Raw genomic sequence first — 15,858 nt, 5'->3', positions numbered from 1 at the left:
CTTAGCCCCCTGTCACCGGCGGGAAAAAGGCCACTTCATCCCCTTCGGCCAGCGGGTGGCTGAACTCCACCAGCGTCTGGTTAACGGCCGCCAGCAGCTTGCCCTCGTCCAGCGCCAGCGCCCAGCGGTCGCTTTGCGCGGCCAGATGCACGCGCAGGGCAGCGACGTTTTCGAAGGGCGCATCCAGCATCAGGCTGTCGGTATTGACCAGCTCGCGGACCTGGGCGAAAAAGAGCACCTTAATCATGGCTGTTCACCTTAAAATCACCGGATTTGCCGCCGCTTTTCGCCAGCAGGCGAACCGGGCCAATCACCATATCTTTCTGCACTGCTTTGCACATGTCGTAGATGGTCAGCGCGGCAACGGAGGCCGCCGTCAGGGCTTCCATCTCCACGCCGGTTTTCCCGGTTAAGCGGCACAGGGACTCAATGCGCACGCGGCTATGCTCCGGTTGCGCCTGCAGGTTCACCTCCACCTTGCTCAGCATCAGCGGATGGCAGAGCGGGATTAAGTCCCAGGTGCGCTTGGCGGCCTGAATACCCGCGATGCGCGCAGTGGCAAAGACGTCGCCCTTATGGTGGCTGCCGTCGATAATCATCGCCAGCGTTTCCGGCAGCATAGTGACGAACGCTTCCGCGCGCGCTTCGCGCACCGTTTCGGCTTTAGCGGAAACATCCACCATATGCGCTTCACCGGCGGCGTTAATGTGGGTTAGTTGTGACATAGCTTATTTCTTTAAATGGGGATGGAAATTACAGGGACGGGTACGGGCATCCAGCTGCGGGGCAATAATATTTTCCCACGCGGTGCGGCAGGCTTTAGTCGAGCCCGGCATGGCGAATATCAGGGTTTTGTTCGCCACGCCCGCTACGGCACGGGACTGAAGCGTAGAGGTGCCGATCTCTTCAAACGAGAGCATGCGAAACACTTCGCCGAAGCCTTCCACTTCGCGGTCGAACAGCGGGAGCAGCGCTTCGGGGGCCTGATCGCCTGCAGTAAAGCCGGTGCCGCCGGTAATCAGCACCACCTGAACGTCGTCACTCGCAATCCACTGCGAAACCTGCGCGCGAATGGCGTAACGGTTCTCTTTGACGATCGCTTTATCAACAATCTGGTGTCCGGCTTCGTGTGCCGCCTCGCGCAGCCAGTGGCCGGAGGTATCTTCTTCTTCACCACGGCGGTCGGAAACGGTAAGAATAGCAATGCGTGTCGGGATAAATTCTGCGCTTACCTGACTCATCTTCTGATTCCTTCTTAAGCCTGATTACCCGCCGATGTAGGACAGGTTCTGAGTAATACCGGTATTGCCCTGATGCAGGAAGTGGGTCTGTTTTTTATGCGTCAGCGCTTCAGAAATGCGTGCTTCAAGCGAGTCCTGCTGCGCATCGTCTTCCAGCAGATCGCGAAGGTCTACGCCGCCGTCGCCGAACAGGCAAAGGTGGAGCTTGCCAACGGAGGAGACGCGCAGGCGGTTGCAGCTGGCGCAGAAGTCTTTCTCATAGGGCATGATAAGCCCAATCTCACCTTCGTAATCCGGGTGGCAGAAGACCTGCGCCGGGCCGTCGCTGCGCTGGCGGATCTGGTGGATCCAGCCGCGTCTCAGCAGCGCGTCGCGCAGCACCATGCCGGAGATGTGATGGCGACGGAACAGCTCGCTGCCCTCGCCGGTTTCCATCAGCTCAATAAAACGCAGTTGAATGCGGCGTGGTTTGATCCACGCCAGGAAGGTGTCCAGCTGATGATGGTTTACATCACGCATCAGTACCGTGTTGACTTTGACTTTGTCGAAGCCCGCAGCGAATGCGGCGTCGATGCCGTCCATGACCTGCTGGAATTTATCCTGGCCGGTAATGGCGTGGAACTGACGGGCATCGAGGCTATCGACGCTGACGTTGATAGCGGTTAAGCCAGCGTCGCGCCAGTTCGCCACGTCGCGCGCCATGCGGTAACCGTTGGTGGTCACCGCAATCTGGCGGATACGTTCGTTTTCACGTACGGCGGCAATGATGTCGGGGAAATCACGACGCAGGGAGGGTTCGCCCCCGGTCAGACGGACTTTTTCCGTACCGAGCTCAGAGAACGCACGCGTGACGCGGCGCACTTCATCCACGGAGAGAAAGCCGTTATTGGTGACGCTGCCCGGCTTGTAGCCATCGGGCAGGCAGTAGGTGCAACGGAAGTTGCACACATCGGTAATCGACAGACGCAAGTAGTAAAACTTACGCGCGAAAGCATCAGTAAGTTGTGAAGCCATGTACACCTTTCCAGATACGGGAGGCACAGTCATTTCTTTCTGTACCCTGGTGGCAAATCCGCCACGGCCAGGGCGCCATATCATTCGACACAGGCGCCAAGGCTAGAGTGTATGTTTTCAACGTTGAAAACGTGGTTTAAGCGATAGTAGCGCGGAAATTCTGGCGGCGCCATTATCACTTCACGCTATATAATTATCTATATAGCGAATCAATCGTGCATTTTCGCTACAGAATACTTAAAAACCGTATTTTCGCATTGATATACGTCATTTTGCGTCGGGTGAGGCATCGTCTTTTAGGGGTAGTTAGGTTACTGTTACGCGATTACAGGTGAAAAGGAATATGTATGCGCAGTCGCACTTTTGCGGATCTTGACCGAGTGGTCGCTCTTGGCGGAGGCCACGGCCTGGGCCGCGTTATGTCCTCTTTGTCGTCACTGGGCTCACGGCTGACAGGGATAGTAACAACCACCGACAACGGCGGCTCAACCGGACGCATTCGTCGTGCTGAAGGCGGCATCGCCTGGGGAGATATGCGCAACTGCCTGAATCAGTTAATTACCGAGCCGAGCGTCGCGTCGGCGATGTTTGAGTACCGTTTTGGCGGTAATGGCGAACTTTCCGGGCATAACCTTGGAAATTTAATGCTCAAAGCGCTGGATCACCTGAGCGTGCGCCCGCTTGAAGCCATCAATTTGATACGAAACCTTCTGAAAGTGGATGCGTTTCTGATCCCGATGTCTGAACAGCCGGTGGATTTAATGGCGATTGATGCCGACGATCACGAAGTGTACGGCGAAGTGAATATCGACCAGCTTCTGCTGCCGCCAAAAGAGCTGATGACCTACCCGAGCGTGCCCGCCACGCGTGAAGCGGTGGAGGCCATCGGGGAAGCGGATTTAATTCTGATCGGTCCAGGCAGCTTTTACACCAGCCTGATGCCAATTCTGCTGGTAAAAGAGCTGGCGCAGGCGCTGCGCCGCACCCCTGCCCCGATGGTTTACATCGGTAACCTCGGCCGCGAGCTGAGCCCGGCCGCGGCAAGCCTGTCGCTGGCGGACAAACTCAATTTGATGGAGCACTACGTCGGGAAGAAGATCATTGACGGCGTAGTCGTGGGCCCAAAAGTGGATGTGTCAGGGATTGGCGATCGTCTGGTGGTGCAGGAGCCGCTGGAGGCCTCAGACATCAAGTATCGCCACGACCGTCACCTGCTGCGCGACGCGCTGGAGAAGGCGATTCAGGCGTTGGGTTAGGTTCGTTTTGTGCGGCCTGATGCCCTCACCCCGGCCCTCTCCCACTGAGAGAGGGAGAAAACAACGCTTTACTCACGATGCCGCGATGAAAAGATCCCGCAGTTGATGAAGCTGGTCGCGGATCTGCGCCGCCTCTTCGAACTCCAGGTTCTGCGCGTGCTGCATCATCTGCCCTTCCAGCTCGTGGATTTTCTGCTGCAGCGCCTTCGGCGTCAGCACGACGGTATCTTCTTCCACCACTGAACGCGCCTTGCCGCGGCCTTTCGCTTTGGTCTTCGCAATGTTCTGACCCAGGGCCAGAATATCCACCACCTTCTTGTTCAGCCCCTGCGGCGTGATGCCGTGCTCTTCGTTATAGCGCTGCTGTTTCTCGCGGCGGCGTTCCGTTTCGCCAATCGCTTTCGCCATCGACGGGGTGATTTTGTCACCGTACAGAATCGCTTTCCCGTTGACGTTACGCGCGGCGCGGCCAATGGTCTGGATCAGCGAACGTTCAGAGCGCAGGAAGCCCTCTTTATCGGCGTCCAGAATCGCCACCAGCGAGACTTCCGGCATATCCAGACCTTCTCGCAACAGGTTAATCCCCACCAGCACGTCAAATTCGCCCAGACGCAGATCGCGGATGATCTCCATACGCTCCACGGTGTCGATATCCGAGTGCAGATAGCGCACCTTCTCACCGTGTTCTTCCAGATACTCGGTCAGGTCTTCCGCCATTCGTTTGGTGAGCGTGGTCACCAGCACGCGCTCGTTGATGGCGGAACGGGCCCGGATCTCAGAGAGCAGATCGTCCACCTGGGTCGCAACCGGGCGCACCTCGATAATCGGATCCAGCAGCCCGGTCGGACGGACCACCTGATCAATCACCTCATCGCCGGATTTCTCCAGCTCGTAGTTGCCCGGCGTGGCCGACACGTAGATGGTTTGCGGCGCCAGCGCCTCAAACTCTTCAAACTTCATCGGACGGTTATCGAGCGCTGACGGCAGGCGGAATCCGTACTCCACCAGCGTCTCTTTACGCGCGCGGTCACCGCGGTACATCCCGCCGATCTGCGGGATCGTGACGTGGGATTCGTCGATCACCAGCAAACCGTCTGCCGGAAGGTAGTCAAACAGCGTCGGCGGCGGCTCGCCCGGCCCGCGCCCGGAGAGGAAGCGCGAGTAGTTTTCGATACCCGAGCAATAGCCCAGCTCGTTCATCATCTCAAGATCGAACTGGGTACGCTGGCTCAGGCGCTGCTCTTCCAGCAGCTTATTGTTCGCCAGAAGCACCTTACGGCGCTCTGCCAGCTCCTCTTTGATCTCTTCCATCGCCTGCACGATACGCTCGCGTGGCGTCACGTAGTGTGTTTTAGGGTAGATGGTAAAACGCTGGATCACCGACTCAACGTGCCCGGTCAGCGGGTCGAACAGCGACAAACGCTCCACCTCTTCGTCAAACAACTCAACACGCAGCGCCATATCGTCCGATTCCGCAGGGAAGATGTCGATCACCTCACCGCGCACGCGGAACGTCCCGCGCTGGAACGCCTGGTCGTTACGGGTGTATTGCAGCTCGGCCAGACGGCGCAAAATCGCGCGCTGATCGATGATCATCCCCTGCGTCAGGTGCAGCATCATCTTCAGGTAGAGATCCGGGTCGCCCAGGCCGTAAATCGCCGAAACCGACGCGACCACAACCACATCGCGACGCTCAAGCAGCGCCTTGGTCGCCGACAGTCGCATCTGTTCGATGTGTTCGTTCACCGAAGCATCCTTCTCAATGAAGGTGTCAGAGCTCGGCACATAGGCTTCCGGCTGGTAGTAATCGTAGTAGGAGACGAAATACTCCACCGCGTTTTCCGGGAAAAACTCTTTCATCTCGCCGTAAAGCTGTGCCGCGAGGGTTTTGTTGGGTGCAAGCACCATCGTGGGGCGCTGCAGGTCAGCGATCACGTTCGCGACAGTAAACGTTTTGCCCGAGCCGGTTACCCCCAGCAGCGTCTGGTGCGCCAACCCGTCTTCCAGCCCCTCTTTAAGGCGACGGATCGCCTCAGGCTGATCGCCTGATGGGCGGAAAGCAGAATTCAGTTTGAACGGTTTACTCATGGGCGACGACCTGATGACGTTATAAGCGGCAGGTGAGTAATTTTACTCGTTGTTGCCAGGAATGCCAGTAAAAAACACTGGATGAAAAACCAGTGGCGTGTCAGGATATTTAGCGTAGCGGCTAAATCATTAGCGCGTTAGCGAACAAAATTTAGGCTCTGACGAGATAAAAAACCAGCCAGGCTGGGTTATCCCCAGAACTTTTTCTTTTTTAACATTTGTCAAGCCAGGTAATGATAGTTTTATGGCAACGAGTGACACTTTCATTACGGTAATTGCTTTTATCTAACCAATTAAATTATAAAGGATATTTTCTAAAGCCGCGTTTCGCGTCAATTTGGGCGAAAGCCGCGTCTTCTCTCGCTTATCGCGTGTTTTCTAACTCTAATGCACATGGTTATCCACAGGAATAGTGGATAACTGCTTCCAGCCCGTGCAGACTGCCGCTCAGCAAATTCCCGGATTTTCCCACGAGGCGGCAACAAAAAATTTTTATAGCTATTTTTTGACGATAAACAGTTGAGTCATTCATAACCAACCGGTGCGATCCTGCTCACATTTCCGCCATTTTTCGTCCTGCACCACCATTCAACATCGCCAGCACTGCCGATGTGCAATCCCCGTTCGTTTAGACGATTCACCGGTGGCTTATTCCTAAAAAAAGCCGTTTTTTTAATCGATTTACGCTTTCTGGCAGGGGTTTTGCAGAAGCATAAACGAGCGTCACCGACACATTTTTAAGGAGAGAAAGATGTTGAGTCTGCGTGCAGTGAATCAGTTTTACGGAAGCCAACATACGCTGTGGAACGTGGATTTAGATTTTCCGCAAGGGATGTGCACAGGCGTCGTTGGCCTGCCGGGGATGGGCAAAACCACCCTCATGAACTGCATTACCGGAAAAGTGCCCGTCGATAGCGGCACCATCATCTGGCATGAAGCGGGCGCACCGCCGCGTGATTTGCTCAGCCAGGCGTCAGAAGAGCGTTCAGGGCCGGGAATAGGCTATGTGCCGCAGGACAGGCGGATTTTTTCTCAGCTGACGATTGAGGATAATCTGCATATTGCCATGCGGGCGGTGGGGAAACCCGACCCGGCAGCGAAAAGCGACGTATACGATCTGTTCCCGGAACTTTACGCGCGACGTCAGACGCGAGGCAACACCCTTTCGCCGGAGGATCAGTATCAGCTCGCGCTGGCGAATGCGCTGGTCAACCGCCCGCGGATGCTGATTCTGGATGAACCCATGCACGGCGCGGGACACGGCTTTCCCCAGAAGCTGGCGCAGCTGCTGGTGCGCTTAAACCAGGAGTTAGGCATGACGGTGCTGTTAGCGGAGCAGCAGCTGTCGTTTATCCGCCGGGTGGCGGATCGGTTTTGCATGCTTTATCGCGGGCGTAACGTGGCGCACGGCCACGTTAGCGAACTGAACGATGAGCTTATTGCCCACTGGATGTCGCGGGAAGCAAGGCGCTGAGGTCGAGATAGCGCCCGGTTTCGGCATTTTCCGCGCCGTCAGCAAGCCAGGGAATTTCCCCAAGGCACGGGGCGGGAAGTACATGCCTGAGCGTCGCCAGATACTCCTGATGTCGTTTCCCCGGCGCAACCACGTCGTTGGCTATCCAGCCCGCCAGACGCAGCCCGGCCTGCCGTACGGCCTGCGCGGTCAGCATAGCGTGATTGATGCAGCCCAGCTTAACGCCGACAACCAGAATGACCGGGAGCCGCTCGGCCTGCACCCAGTCAGCAAACGTCTGCGTGTCCGAAAGCGGCGTAAACCAACCGCCCGCGCCTTCCACCAGCACCCAGTCGGCCTGGCTTTCGAGTGTCCGTAACCCGGCAGAAAGCACGGCGAACTCAATCGGACGGCCTTCATCGGCGCTGATAATGTGCGGCGAGGTCGGCTCGGCAAAGGTGTATGGATTGACCGCCGAATAGGCAAGCTTAAGGGTACTATTACGCTGGAGCGCCAGCGCATCGGTGTTGCGTAACCCTTCCGCCGTCATCTCGCTGCCGGAAGCAACAGGCTTATATCCGGCGGTGTTTTTCCCAAGCTTTCGCGCCGCCTGCAGAAGGGCCGCGCTGGCAACAGTCTTGCCCACTTCCGTATCCGTGCCGGTAACAAAATAACGTTCAGTCACGTTCGATAATCCCATGAAAAAGTTGATAAGAGAGCGGGAAAAACCCCCGCTGCTGCGGCCAGGCCAGCTCCAGGCGCTGCAGCTGGCCCCGGGTCAGCGGTTTTTTCTCCCGCCCGGCGTGCAGGTGCGTGGCGCCGATGCCCTTCAGCGAACGCATCGCGCTGAACGCGTCGCTAAAATTGATCGTGATGGTCTGTACCGTGCTGCGACAGCGCCAGCCTGCCAGCGCCTGCGTGACCTGGTCATGCGATAAGAAGCGGTTGGCATGCGGTTGCTCATCTACTGCCTGCCATGCCTGATTTAGTTCCGGCAGCGAGCTTTCCAGCAAGGTGGTAAAGGCCACCTTCCCGCCCGGGCGGGCGACGCGATAAAGCTCGCGTAAGGCCTGTTCCAGGCTGCTGCACCACTGCACCGCCAGATGGCTCCAGACCAGATCGAACTGCGCGTCCGCCAGCGGGATAGCCTCGATATCAGCCACAAGGTAGTGATGCGCAGCCTGCTGCTGGCGCGCCTCGTCCAGCATGGCGGGCGACAGGTCGATGGCCGTCACCTGGCTCCCCGCTTCACGCCAGTAGCGGCTGTTACTGCCGGGACCACAGCCGGCGTCCAGTACCTGCGGAAAGCGGTTCCCGCCAAGCGCGGCCAGGAGCCCCTGCGCGCTCTGGCGCTGCAGTTCATCGTGCTGAGAATAGCTCCGCGCGGCCCGGCCAAATGCCGCCGCAACGGCCTGTTTATTCACCGGCGTCATGGAGCGCCTCCAGCAGCGTCTGGATATCCCGAGCTTCATGCGCCGCCGTCAGGGTTAAACGCAGCCGTGCGGTACCCGGCGGGACCGTTGGCGGGCGGATGGCGGTCACCCACATGCCGCGCTCGCGCAGCGCCTGTGCCATCGCCAGCGCGCGGCCGTTTTCACCAACAATCACCGGCTGGATGGCGCTCTGCGAATCTGGACTGAGGAAGGGCAGCGCCGCCAGTCCCTGGCGGAAGCGGGAGATATGCTCTGCCAGCCGCTGGCGACGTTCATCCCCTTCTGCGCTGTGGATCACCGCCAGCGACGCAGACAGCGCCACGGCCTGTGCCGGGGGCATGCTGGTACTGTAGATCAAATGCCGGGCAAACTGCAGCAGATAGTCAGCGACGGACTCGCTGCACAGTACGGCGGCGCCGCTGGCGCCAAAGCCCTTGCCGAAGGTGACAATCAGCAGCTCGGGCTTCACGTTTTGCTGGTATGCGCTGCCGCGACCTTCATCGCCCATCACGCCAATCCCGTGGGCATCGTCCACCAGCAGCCAGGCGTTTTGCCGCTTTGCGGCCTCGTGCAGCGCAGCAAGCGGCGCGCTGTCGCCGTCCATGCTGAACACCCCTTCGGTGACCGCCAGCTGTTGCCCGTCGCAGGGTTTATCCAGCAGCGCAGCAAGCTGCCCCGCATCGTTATGGGCAAAGCGGCGCAGCTGTGCCGGGCTTAAATTTGCCGCCTCAAGCAGCGAGGCGTGGCTTAAGCGGTCGGCGACAATGCGGTCCTCTTTCCCCATCAGGGCCGCGATGACCGCCTGATTGGCGGCAAAACCCGAGATAAAGAGCAGCGCACGCGAATAGCCAAGCCAGTCGGCCAGCTCTTCCTCCAGCGCCTGATGCGCCGTGGTGTACCCGCTGACGTGTCCCGAGCCGCCGCTGCCCACGCCAAACCGCTCCGCGCCCTGCTGCCAGGCGCGGACGATGGCCGGATGCTGGCTCAGTCCGAGATAGTCATTGCTTGAGAAATTACAAAACTGCCGCCCCTCGCGGGTCAGAAAACGGCCCGCGCCGTTTTCCACCACACTGCGTACGCGAAACGCCTCTGCCGCCCGGCGTTCTTCCAGCGCGGCATTAATTCGTGCCTGCCAGGTCATACGGCTGCCGCGTTGTAGAACTGGTCGGTGTCGGCGTTGAAAATCTGCTGCTCCAGCTGCTGCTGTTGCTCGTTATCGCCCGTCAGCACCTCGGTCTGGTGCGGGTTCAGCCCAAGCTTGCGGAACAGCTGAACATCTTTGTCCTCTTCCGGGTTCGGCGTGGTCAGCAGCTTGCAGCCGTAGAAGATGGAGTTGGCCCCGGCCATAAAGCACATCGCCTGGGTTTGCTCGTTCATCTGCTCGCGGCCCGCAGAAAGGCGGACGTAAGAGGTTGGCATCATGATGCGCGCCACCGCGATGGTGCGAATAAAATCAAACGCATCCACGTCGTCATTATCCGCCAGCGGCGTGCCTTTGACCTTCACCAGCATGTTGATCGGCACGCTTTCCGGCGGGGTGGGCAGGTTCGCCAGCTGCAGCAGCAGGCCCGCGCGGTCTTTCACCGTTTCGCCTAAGCCGACAATACCACCGGAGCAGACCTTGATCCCCGCTCCACGCACTTTGTCCAGCGTGTCCAGGCGCTCCTGGTAGGTGCGCGTGGTGATGATGTTGCCGTAAAACTCCGGGGAGGTATCGAGGTTGTGGTTGTAGTAATCGAGCCCCGCCGCCGAGAGGCGCTGCGCCTGCTCCTCGTTCAGCGTGCCAAGCGTCATACAGGCTTCGAGGCCCATCTCCTTCACGCCCTTCACCATCTGCTCCAGATACGGCATGTCGCGGTCGTGCGGGTTCTTCCACGCCGCGCCCATGCAGAAGCGGGTCGAGCCAGCGTTTTTCGCCTTGCGCGCCGAGTCGAGCACCTGCTCCACTTCCATCAGCCGTTCGGACTCCAGGCCGGTTTTGTAGCGCGCGCTCTGCGGGCAATATTTGCAGTCTTCAGGACAGGCGCCGGTCTTGATCGACAGCAGCGTGCTGACCTGAACATGGCGCGGATCGAAGTGCTGACGATGCACCTGTTGGGCTTCAAACATCAGCTCAAGGAAAGGTTTGTTGAATAATTCAGTAACTTGCGACATCGTCCAGCGTGCGTGGTGAGCCATCGGGCTTCTCCAAAGGGTTTTGTTAATTTTCGGTTCGGTTTATACTCGTAAACCTAAAACTTTTCAAAATGGTTTACAAGTCGATTATGACCCAGGACGATCTCGCCTTCGACAAGCAGCATATCTGGCACCCTTACACCTCCACCACCCGCCCCCTCCCCGTCTATCCGGTGGCCTCGGCCCACGGCTGCGAGCTGCACCTTGCCAGCGGCGAGCGGCTCGTTGACGGGATGTCCTCCTGGTGGGCGGCCATTCACGGCTACAACCACCCGCGCCTGAACGCGGCAATGAAAGCCCAGATTGACCAGATGGCGCACGTGATGTTTGGCGGGATTACCCATCAGCCGGCGGTGGATTTATGCCGTCGCCTGGTGGCGATGACGCCTGAATCGCTGGAGTGCGTCTTCCTGGCCGATTCCGGCTCGGTAGCGGTGGAAGTGGCGATGAAAATGGCGCTGCAGTACTGGCATGCGAAGGGCGAAGCGCGCCAGCGGTTCCTTACCTTCCGCAACGGCTATCACGGGGATACCTTCGGGGCGATGTCGGTGTGCGATCCGGACAATTCCATGCACAGCCTGTGGAAGGGGTATCTGCCGGAAAACCTGTTTGCCCCTGCCCCGCAGAGCCGCTTCGACGGCGAGTGGAACGAGATGGATATGGTCGGTTTCGCGCGGCTGATGGCGGCGCATCGTCATGAGATTGCCGCCGTGATCCTGGAGCCAATTGTGCAGGGCGCAGGCGGGATGCGGATGTACCATCCGGAATGGCTGAGGCGCATTCGCAAGATGTGCGACCGCGAGGGCATTCTGCTGATTGCCGATGAGATCGCCACCGGCTTTGGCCGCACCGGCAAGCTGTTTGCCTGCGAGCATGCGGGCATTTCGCCGGATATTCTGTGTCTGGGCAAAGCGCTGACCGGCGGCACCATGACGCTCTCCGCCACGCTGACCACCCGCCAGGTTGCCGACACCATCAGCGACGGCGAGGCGGGCTGCTTTATGCACGGCCCGACGTTTATGGGCAACCCGCTGGCCTGCGCCGTGGCGAGTGAAAGCCTTGCGATTCTGGAGAGCGGCGAGTGGCAGACGCAGGTTGCGGCGATAGAAGTGCAGCTGAAATCGGAACTGAGCGCCGCCTCCGGTGCGAATTTCGTGGCGGACGCGCGCGTACTGGGCGCCATCGGGGTGATTGAAACCACCCATCCGGTGAATATGGCGGCGCTGCAGCGCTTCTTCGTGGACCAGGGCGTGTGGGTGCGGCCTTTCGGCAGGCTTATCTACCTGATGCCGCCGTATAGCATTACGCCAGAGCAGCTACGTAAATTAACCGACGCGGTCGTAACAGCCGTTAACATTCCCGCGCATTTCACGATTTAACCCCATGCGTTACACTTCCTGAACGAGTGAATAACGAGGGTAAACCGTATGAAAATCATCAGTAAAGATCTGCGCGACGGTGAAAAACTCCCTGAACGCCACGTTTTCAACGGCATGGGGTATCAGGGCGATAATATCTCCCCGCACCTGGCGTGGGACGAGGTTCCAGCCGGAACCAAAAGCTTTGTCGTGACCTGCTACGACCCGGACGCGCCGACCGGCTCCGGCTGGTGGCACTGGATCGTAGCGAACCTGCCCGCCGACACGCGCGTCCTGCCGCAGGGTTCCGGCTCTGATTTGGTTGCCCTGCCTGAGGGCGCGATTCAGATCCGCACTGATTTTGGTAAAGCGGGCTACGGCGGCGCGGCGCCGCCAAAAGGGGAAACCCACCGCTATATCTTCACGGTGCACGCGCTGGACGTGGAGAAGATTGAGGTTGATGAAGAGGCGAGCGGCGCGATGGTCGGGTTTAACGTGCATTTCCATTCGCTGGGGAGCGCGTCGATTACGGCGATGTATTCATAAAAGAAGCCGGGTGGCGGCTACGCCTTACCCGGCCTACATTTCGCACGCGTAGGCCCGGTAAGCGCAGCGCCACCGGGCAAAAAATCACAGCACCGGCGGCAACAGCCCCACCAGCCGCCCCTCTTCCAGAAGCTGCATCGCCTTATCAATATCCGGCGCAAAGAAGCGGTCATCATCGTAGTGCGTAACGTGCTCGCGCAGTTCCTGACGCGCCTGCTCCAGCAGCGGGCTGGATTTAAGCCCATCACGCAGATCGATACCCTGACACGCCGCCAGCCACTCCACCGCCAGCACGCCGCGGGTGTTTGAGGCCATTTCCCACAGACGACGCCCGGCAGCCGGCGCCATCGAAACGTGATCTTCCTGGTTTGCAGACGTCGGCAGGCTGTCCACGCTGTGCGGGTGCGACAGGGCTTTGTTCTCGCTTGCCAGCGCGGCTGCGGTCACCTGGGCAATCATAAATCCCGAGTTGACCCCACCATTACGCACCAGGAACGGCGGCAGCTGGGACATATGTTTATCCATCATCAGCGCAATGCGGCGCTCGGACAACGCGCCGACTTCGGCAATCGCCAGCGCGATGTTATCCGCCGCCATCGCCACCGGCTCGGCGTGGAAGTTGCCTCCGGAGACTACCTCGTTTTCCAGGGCGAACACCAGCGGGTTATCGGACACCGCGTTGGCCTCCACCAGCAGCACCTCTGCCGCCTGGCGCAGCTGCGTCAGGCACGCGCCCATCACCTGCGGCTGGCAGCGCAGGGAATACGGATCCTGAACCTTCTCGCAGTTATGGTGTGAATCGGCAATTTCGCTGGTGTCGGTAAGCACGTGGCGGTACATCGCGGCGGCGTCAATCTGCCCGCGCTGACCGCGCACCTCGTGGATGCGAGCATCGAACGGGCGACGCGAGCCCAGCACGGCTTCGGTGGTCAGCGCACCGCACACTACCGCCGAGGCAAACAGATCTTCCGCTTCAAACAGGCCGCGCAGCGCGAAGGCCGTCGATGCCTGAGTGCCGTTCAGCAGTGCCAGCCCCTCTTTCGCCGCCAGCGTAATTGGCGTTAATCCGGCTTTTTTCAGTGCCTCCTTCGCAGGCAGCCACTCGCCCTGCCAACGCGCTTTGCCTTCGCCCAGCAGCAGCAGCGACATGTGCGCCAGCGGCGCGAGGTCGCCGGATGCGCCTACGGAACCTTTGGCCGGGATCCACGGGTAGACCTCTGCATTCACCAGCGCCATCAGCGCCTGGATGACGCTCAGGCGAATGCCCGAGAAACCGCGCGCCAGGCTGTTAATTTTGAGCACCATCATCAGGCGGACAATCTCATCATCCAGCGGCTGACCCACGCCCGCCGCGTGCGACAGCACCAGCGAACGCTGTAAGTTTTCCAGATCGTGCGTGGCGATGCGGGTCTGCGCCAGCAGGCCAAAGCCGGTGTTAATCCCGTAGGCGGTGCGCCCCTCGGCCACGATGGCTTCAACGCAGGCGACGCTGTCATTAATGGCGGCGTGAGCGCTTTCATCCAGCGAAAGGGTGACCGGTTTACGCCAGACGTTACGCAGCTGTTTGAGCGTCAGCGAGCCGGGAGTGAGTGTTAAGGCGTTCATTCATGCTTTCCTTGTGTGGCAGGGATCATCGGCAGGTTCAGCCCCTGCTCTTTGGCACAGTCAATGGCAATCTCGTAACCCGCATCCGCGTGACGCATCACGCCGGTTGCCGGGTCGTTGTGCAGCACGCGAGCGATACGCGCGGCGGCTTCATCGGTACCGTCACAGACGATGACCATCCCGGAATGCTGGGAGAAGCCCATCCCCACGCCGCCGCCGTGGTGCAGCGATACCCAGGTCGCGCCGCTGGCGGTGTTCAGAAGGGCGTTGAGCAGCGGCCAGTCGGAGACCGCATCCGAGCCGTCGCGCATGGCTTCGGTTTCGCGGTTCGGGCTGGCAACGGAGCCGGAGTCCAGGTGGTCGCGGCCAATGACGATCGGCGCGGAGACTTCACCGCTGCGCACCATTTCGTTGAAGGCGAGGCCCAGCTTTTGCCGCCACTCCAGCCCAACCCAGCAGATGCGCGCCGGCAGGCCCTGGAAGCTGATGCGCTCGCGGGCCATGTCCAGCCAGTGGTGCAGATGTTTGTCATCCGCAACGATCTCCTTCACTTTGGCATCAGTTTTGTAGATATCCTGCGGATCGCCGGACAGGGCAACCCAGCGGAACGGGCCGATGCCGCGGCAGAACAGCGGGCGAATATAGGCAGGCACGAAGCCGGGGAAGTCGAAAGCGTTATTCACGCCCATCTCTTTCGCCATCTGGCGGATGTTGTTGCCGTAGTCAAAGGTCGGAATCCCCATCTGGCTGAAGGCCAGCATGGCAGAAACGTGTTCGGCCATAGAGCGTTTCGCGGCAAGCACGGTGCCTTCCGGGTCGGTCTCCGCTTTTTGCTGGTATTCTTCCCACGCCCACCCTTTTGGCAGGTAGCCGTGCAGCGGATCGTGGGCGCTGGTCTGGTCGGTGACGAGATCCGGGCGCACGCCGCGGGCAACCAGCTCCGGCAGAATATCCGCCGCGTTGCCGCACAGGGCAATCGACACGGCTTTGCCTTCGGCGGTGTATTTTTTAATGCGCGCCAGCGCATCGTCCAGATCGGTTGCCTGTTCATCGACGTAGCGGGTGCGCAGACGGAAATCAATGCGGCTCTGCTGGCACTCAATGTTCAGCGAGCAGGCGCCGGCAAGCGTGGCGGCCAGCGGCTGTGCGCCGCCCATGCCGCCGAGACCCGCGGTCAATACCCAGCGGCCTTTGAGCGAGCCGTTATAGTGCTGGCGACCGGCCTCCACGAAGGTTTCGTAGGTTCCCTGAACAATCCCCTGGCTGCCGATGTAGATCCAGCTACCGGCGGTCATCTGGCCATACATCGCCAGCCCTTTCGCATCCAGCTCGTTGAAGTGTTCCCAGGTGGCCCAGTGCGGCACCAGGTTAGAGTTGGCGATCAGCACACGCGGCGCGTTTTTATGGGTTTTGAACACGCCAACCGGCTTGCCGGACTGCACCAGCAGGGTTTCGTCGTGTTCGAGTTCGGTCAGGGATTGTACAATGGCGTCATAGCATTCCCAGTTGCGCGCGGCGCGGCCTATGCCGCCGTAGACCACCAGCTCGTGGGGATTTTCCGCCACCTCGGGATCGAGGTTGTTCATCAACATGCGCAGCGGGGCTTCGGTGAGCCAGCTTTTGGCGGTAAGCGTGGTGCCGCGCGCGGCGCGGACGTCCTGCTGACGGTATTTACCTGACGACATTGTG

Annotated in this window: 15 protein-coding genes and 1 riboswitch; of the genes, 4 read left to right on the top strand and 11 right to left on the bottom strand. The window is 59.7% G+C overall.

The genetic code is table 11. The annotated features are described in order from the left end of the window. Position 1 precedes the first annotated feature (1 nt). The 4 genes from moaD to moaA form a co-directional block, all read right to left on the bottom strand. Positions 2–247 carry a molybdopterin synthase sulfur carrier subunit gene (gene moaD / locus HBM95_07085; GenBank protein ID NIH42692.1) on the bottom strand — a complete coding sequence of 82 codons (246 nt, stop codon included), beginning with the start codon at positions 245–247 and terminating at the stop codon, positions 2–4. After that, a complete protein-coding gene (gene moaC / locus HBM95_07080) occupies positions 240–725 on the bottom strand; it encodes a cyclic pyranopterin monophosphate synthase MoaC (GenBank protein ID NIH42691.1) in 486 nt (161 codons plus the stop codon). The genes moaD and moaC overlap by 8 nt, the downstream gene beginning before the upstream one ends. A gap of 3 nt (positions 726–728) precedes the next feature. Beyond that, positions 729–1,241, bottom strand: coding sequence for a molybdenum cofactor biosynthesis protein B (gene moaB, locus HBM95_07075; protein NIH42690.1), 513 nt, complete (start codon positions 1,239–1,241; stop codon positions 729–731). A gap of 24 nt (positions 1,242–1,265) precedes the next feature. Continuing rightward, positions 1,266–2,255, bottom strand: coding sequence for a GTP 3',8-cyclase MoaA (gene moaA, locus HBM95_07070; protein ID NIH42689.1), 990 nt, complete (start codon positions 2,253–2,255; stop codon positions 1,266–1,268). After that, a riboswitch (molybdenum cofactor riboswitch) is annotated at positions 2,243–2,377 on the bottom strand. It overlaps the preceding gene by 13 nt. A gap of 225 nt (positions 2,378–2,602) precedes the next feature. Here moaA and yvcK point away from each other — a divergent pair. Next, positions 2,603–3,511 carry a uridine diphosphate-N-acetylglucosamine-binding protein YvcK gene (gene yvcK / locus HBM95_07065; protein ID NIH42688.1) on the top strand — a complete coding sequence of 303 codons (909 nt, stop codon included), beginning with the start codon at positions 2,603–2,605 and terminating at the stop codon, positions 3,509–3,511. Positions 3,512–3,583: 72 nt separating this feature from the next. Here the strand turns inward: yvcK and uvrB are convergent, their stop codons facing one another. Then, on the bottom strand, positions 3,584–5,599 hold the full coding sequence (uvrB, locus tag HBM95_07060; protein ID NIH42687.1) for an excinuclease ABC subunit B: 2,016 nt from the start codon (positions 5,597–5,599) through the stop codon (positions 3,584–3,586). A 751-nt stretch (positions 5,600–6,350) separates the two neighbouring features. On the opposite strand from uvrB, the gene HBM95_07055 reads away from it, so the two are divergent. After that, positions 6,351–7,073, top strand: coding sequence for an ATP-binding cassette domain-containing protein (locus tag HBM95_07055; GenBank protein ID NIH42686.1), 723 nt, complete (start codon positions 6,351–6,353; stop codon positions 7,071–7,073). Here the strand turns inward: HBM95_07055 and bioD are convergent. From bioD to bioB, 4 genes are read right to left on the bottom strand one after another with little or no spacing between them, the layout of a single operon-like run. Next, positions 7,036–7,752, bottom strand: a complete 717-nt coding sequence (bioD, locus tag HBM95_07050) for an ATP-dependent dethiobiotin synthetase BioD (protein NIH42685.1) — start codon at positions 7,750–7,752, stop codon at positions 7,036–7,038. The genes HBM95_07055 and bioD overlap by 38 nt on opposite strands. Then, positions 7,730–8,485: a malonyl-ACP O-methyltransferase BioC gene (bioC, locus tag HBM95_07045; protein NIH42684.1), complete on the bottom strand. Its 756-nt coding sequence runs from the start codon at positions 8,483–8,485 to the stop codon at positions 7,730–7,732. Before bioC ends, bioD begins: the two co-directional genes overlap by 23 nt. Continuing rightward, positions 8,469–9,626, bottom strand: coding sequence for an 8-amino-7-oxononanoate synthase (gene bioF / locus HBM95_07040; GenBank protein NIH42683.1), 1,158 nt, complete (start codon positions 9,624–9,626; stop codon positions 8,469–8,471). Before bioF ends, bioC begins: the two co-directional genes overlap by 17 nt. Further along, positions 9,623–10,663: a biotin synthase BioB gene (gene bioB / locus HBM95_07035; protein ID NIH42682.1), complete on the bottom strand. Its 1,041-nt coding sequence runs from the start codon at positions 10,661–10,663 to the stop codon at positions 9,623–9,625. Before bioB ends, bioF begins: the two co-directional genes overlap by 4 nt. A gap of 68 nt (positions 10,664–10,731) precedes the next feature. On the opposite strand from bioB, the gene bioA reads away from it, so the two are divergent. Then, positions 10,732–12,039, top strand: coding sequence for an adenosylmethionine--8-amino-7-oxononanoate transaminase (bioA, locus tag HBM95_07030; protein NIH42681.1), 1,308 nt, complete (start codon positions 10,732–10,734; stop codon positions 12,037–12,039). 48 nt (positions 12,040–12,087) lie between these two features. Continuing rightward, entirely contained in the window at positions 12,088–12,564 is a 477-nt protein-coding gene (locus tag HBM95_07025; GenBank protein NIH42680.1) for a kinase inhibitor, read from the top strand. Between the two features lie 84 nt (positions 12,565–12,648). Here HBM95_07025 and hutH read toward each other — a convergent pair whose 3' ends face one another. Together hutH and hutU are read right to left on the bottom strand one after the other, a co-directional pair. Next, positions 12,649–14,169 (bottom strand): histidine ammonia-lyase, encoded by a 1,521-nt coding sequence (gene hutH / locus HBM95_07020; protein NIH42679.1) that lies wholly within the window; start codon positions 14,167–14,169, stop codon positions 12,649–12,651. Beyond that, a complete protein-coding gene (hutU, locus tag HBM95_07015) occupies positions 14,166–15,854 on the bottom strand; it encodes a urocanate hydratase (GenBank protein ID NIH42678.1) in 1,689 nt (562 codons plus the stop codon). The genes hutH and hutU overlap by 4 nt, the downstream gene beginning before the upstream one ends. Between the last annotated feature and the right edge of the window lie 4 nt (positions 15,855–15,858).

The sequence above is a fragment of the Enterobacter asburiae genome (assembly GCA_011754535.1).
Classification (GTDB): Bacteria; Pseudomonadota; Gammaproteobacteria; order Enterobacterales; family Enterobacteriaceae; genus Enterobacter; species Enterobacter cloacae_N.
This window is presented reverse-complemented; position numbering and strand designations above follow the sequence as displayed.

Bases quoted from the DNA above. Each gene is read 5' to 3' on its own strand.
- moaD (NIH42692.1), bottom strand. From the start codon at position 247: ATGATTAAGGTGCTCTTTTTCGCCCAGGTCCGCGAGCTGGTCAATACC.
- moaC (NIH42691.1), bottom strand. From the start codon at position 725: ATGTCACAACTAACCCACATTAACGCCGCCGGTGAAGCGCATATGGTG.
- moaB (NIH42690.1), bottom strand. From the start codon at position 1,241: ATGAGTCAGGTAAGCGCAGAATTTATCCCGACACGCATTGCTATTCTT.
- moaA (NIH42689.1), bottom strand. From the start codon at position 2,255: ATGGCTTCACAACTTACTGATGCTTTCGCGCGTAAGTTTTACTACTTG.
- yvcK (NIH42688.1), top strand. From the start codon at position 2,603: ATGCGCAGTCGCACTTTTGCGGATCTTGACCGAGTGGTCGCTCTTGGC.
- uvrB (NIH42687.1), bottom strand. From the start codon at position 5,599: ATGAGTAAACCGTTCAAACTGAATTCTGCTTTCCGCCCATCAGGCGAT.
- HBM95_07055 (NIH42686.1), top strand. From the start codon at position 6,351: ATGTTGAGTCTGCGTGCAGTGAATCAGTTTTACGGAAGCCAACATACG.
- bioD (NIH42685.1), bottom strand. From the start codon at position 7,752: ATGGGATTATCGAACGTGACTGAACGTTATTTTGTTACCGGCACGGAT.
- bioC (NIH42684.1), bottom strand. From the start codon at position 8,485: ATGACGCCGGTGAATAAACAGGCCGTTGCGGCGGCATTTGGCCGGGCC.
- bioF (NIH42683.1), bottom strand. From the start codon at position 9,626: ATGACCTGGCAGGCACGAATTAATGCCGCGCTGGAAGAACGCCGGGCG.
- bioB (NIH42682.1), bottom strand. From the start codon at position 10,663: ATGGCTCACCACGCACGCTGGACGATGTCGCAAGTTACTGAATTATTC.
- bioA (NIH42681.1), top strand. From the start codon at position 10,732: ATGGTTTACAAGTCGATTATGACCCAGGACGATCTCGCCTTCGACAAG.
- HBM95_07025 (NIH42680.1), top strand. From the start codon at position 12,088: ATGAAAATCATCAGTAAAGATCTGCGCGACGGTGAAAAACTCCCTGAA.
- hutH (NIH42679.1), bottom strand. From the start codon at position 14,169: ATGAACGCCTTAACACTCACTCCCGGCTCGCTGACGCTCAAACAGCTG.
- hutU (NIH42678.1), bottom strand. From the start codon at position 15,854: ATGTCGTCAGGTAAATACCGTCAGCAGGACGTCCGCGCCGCGCGCGGC.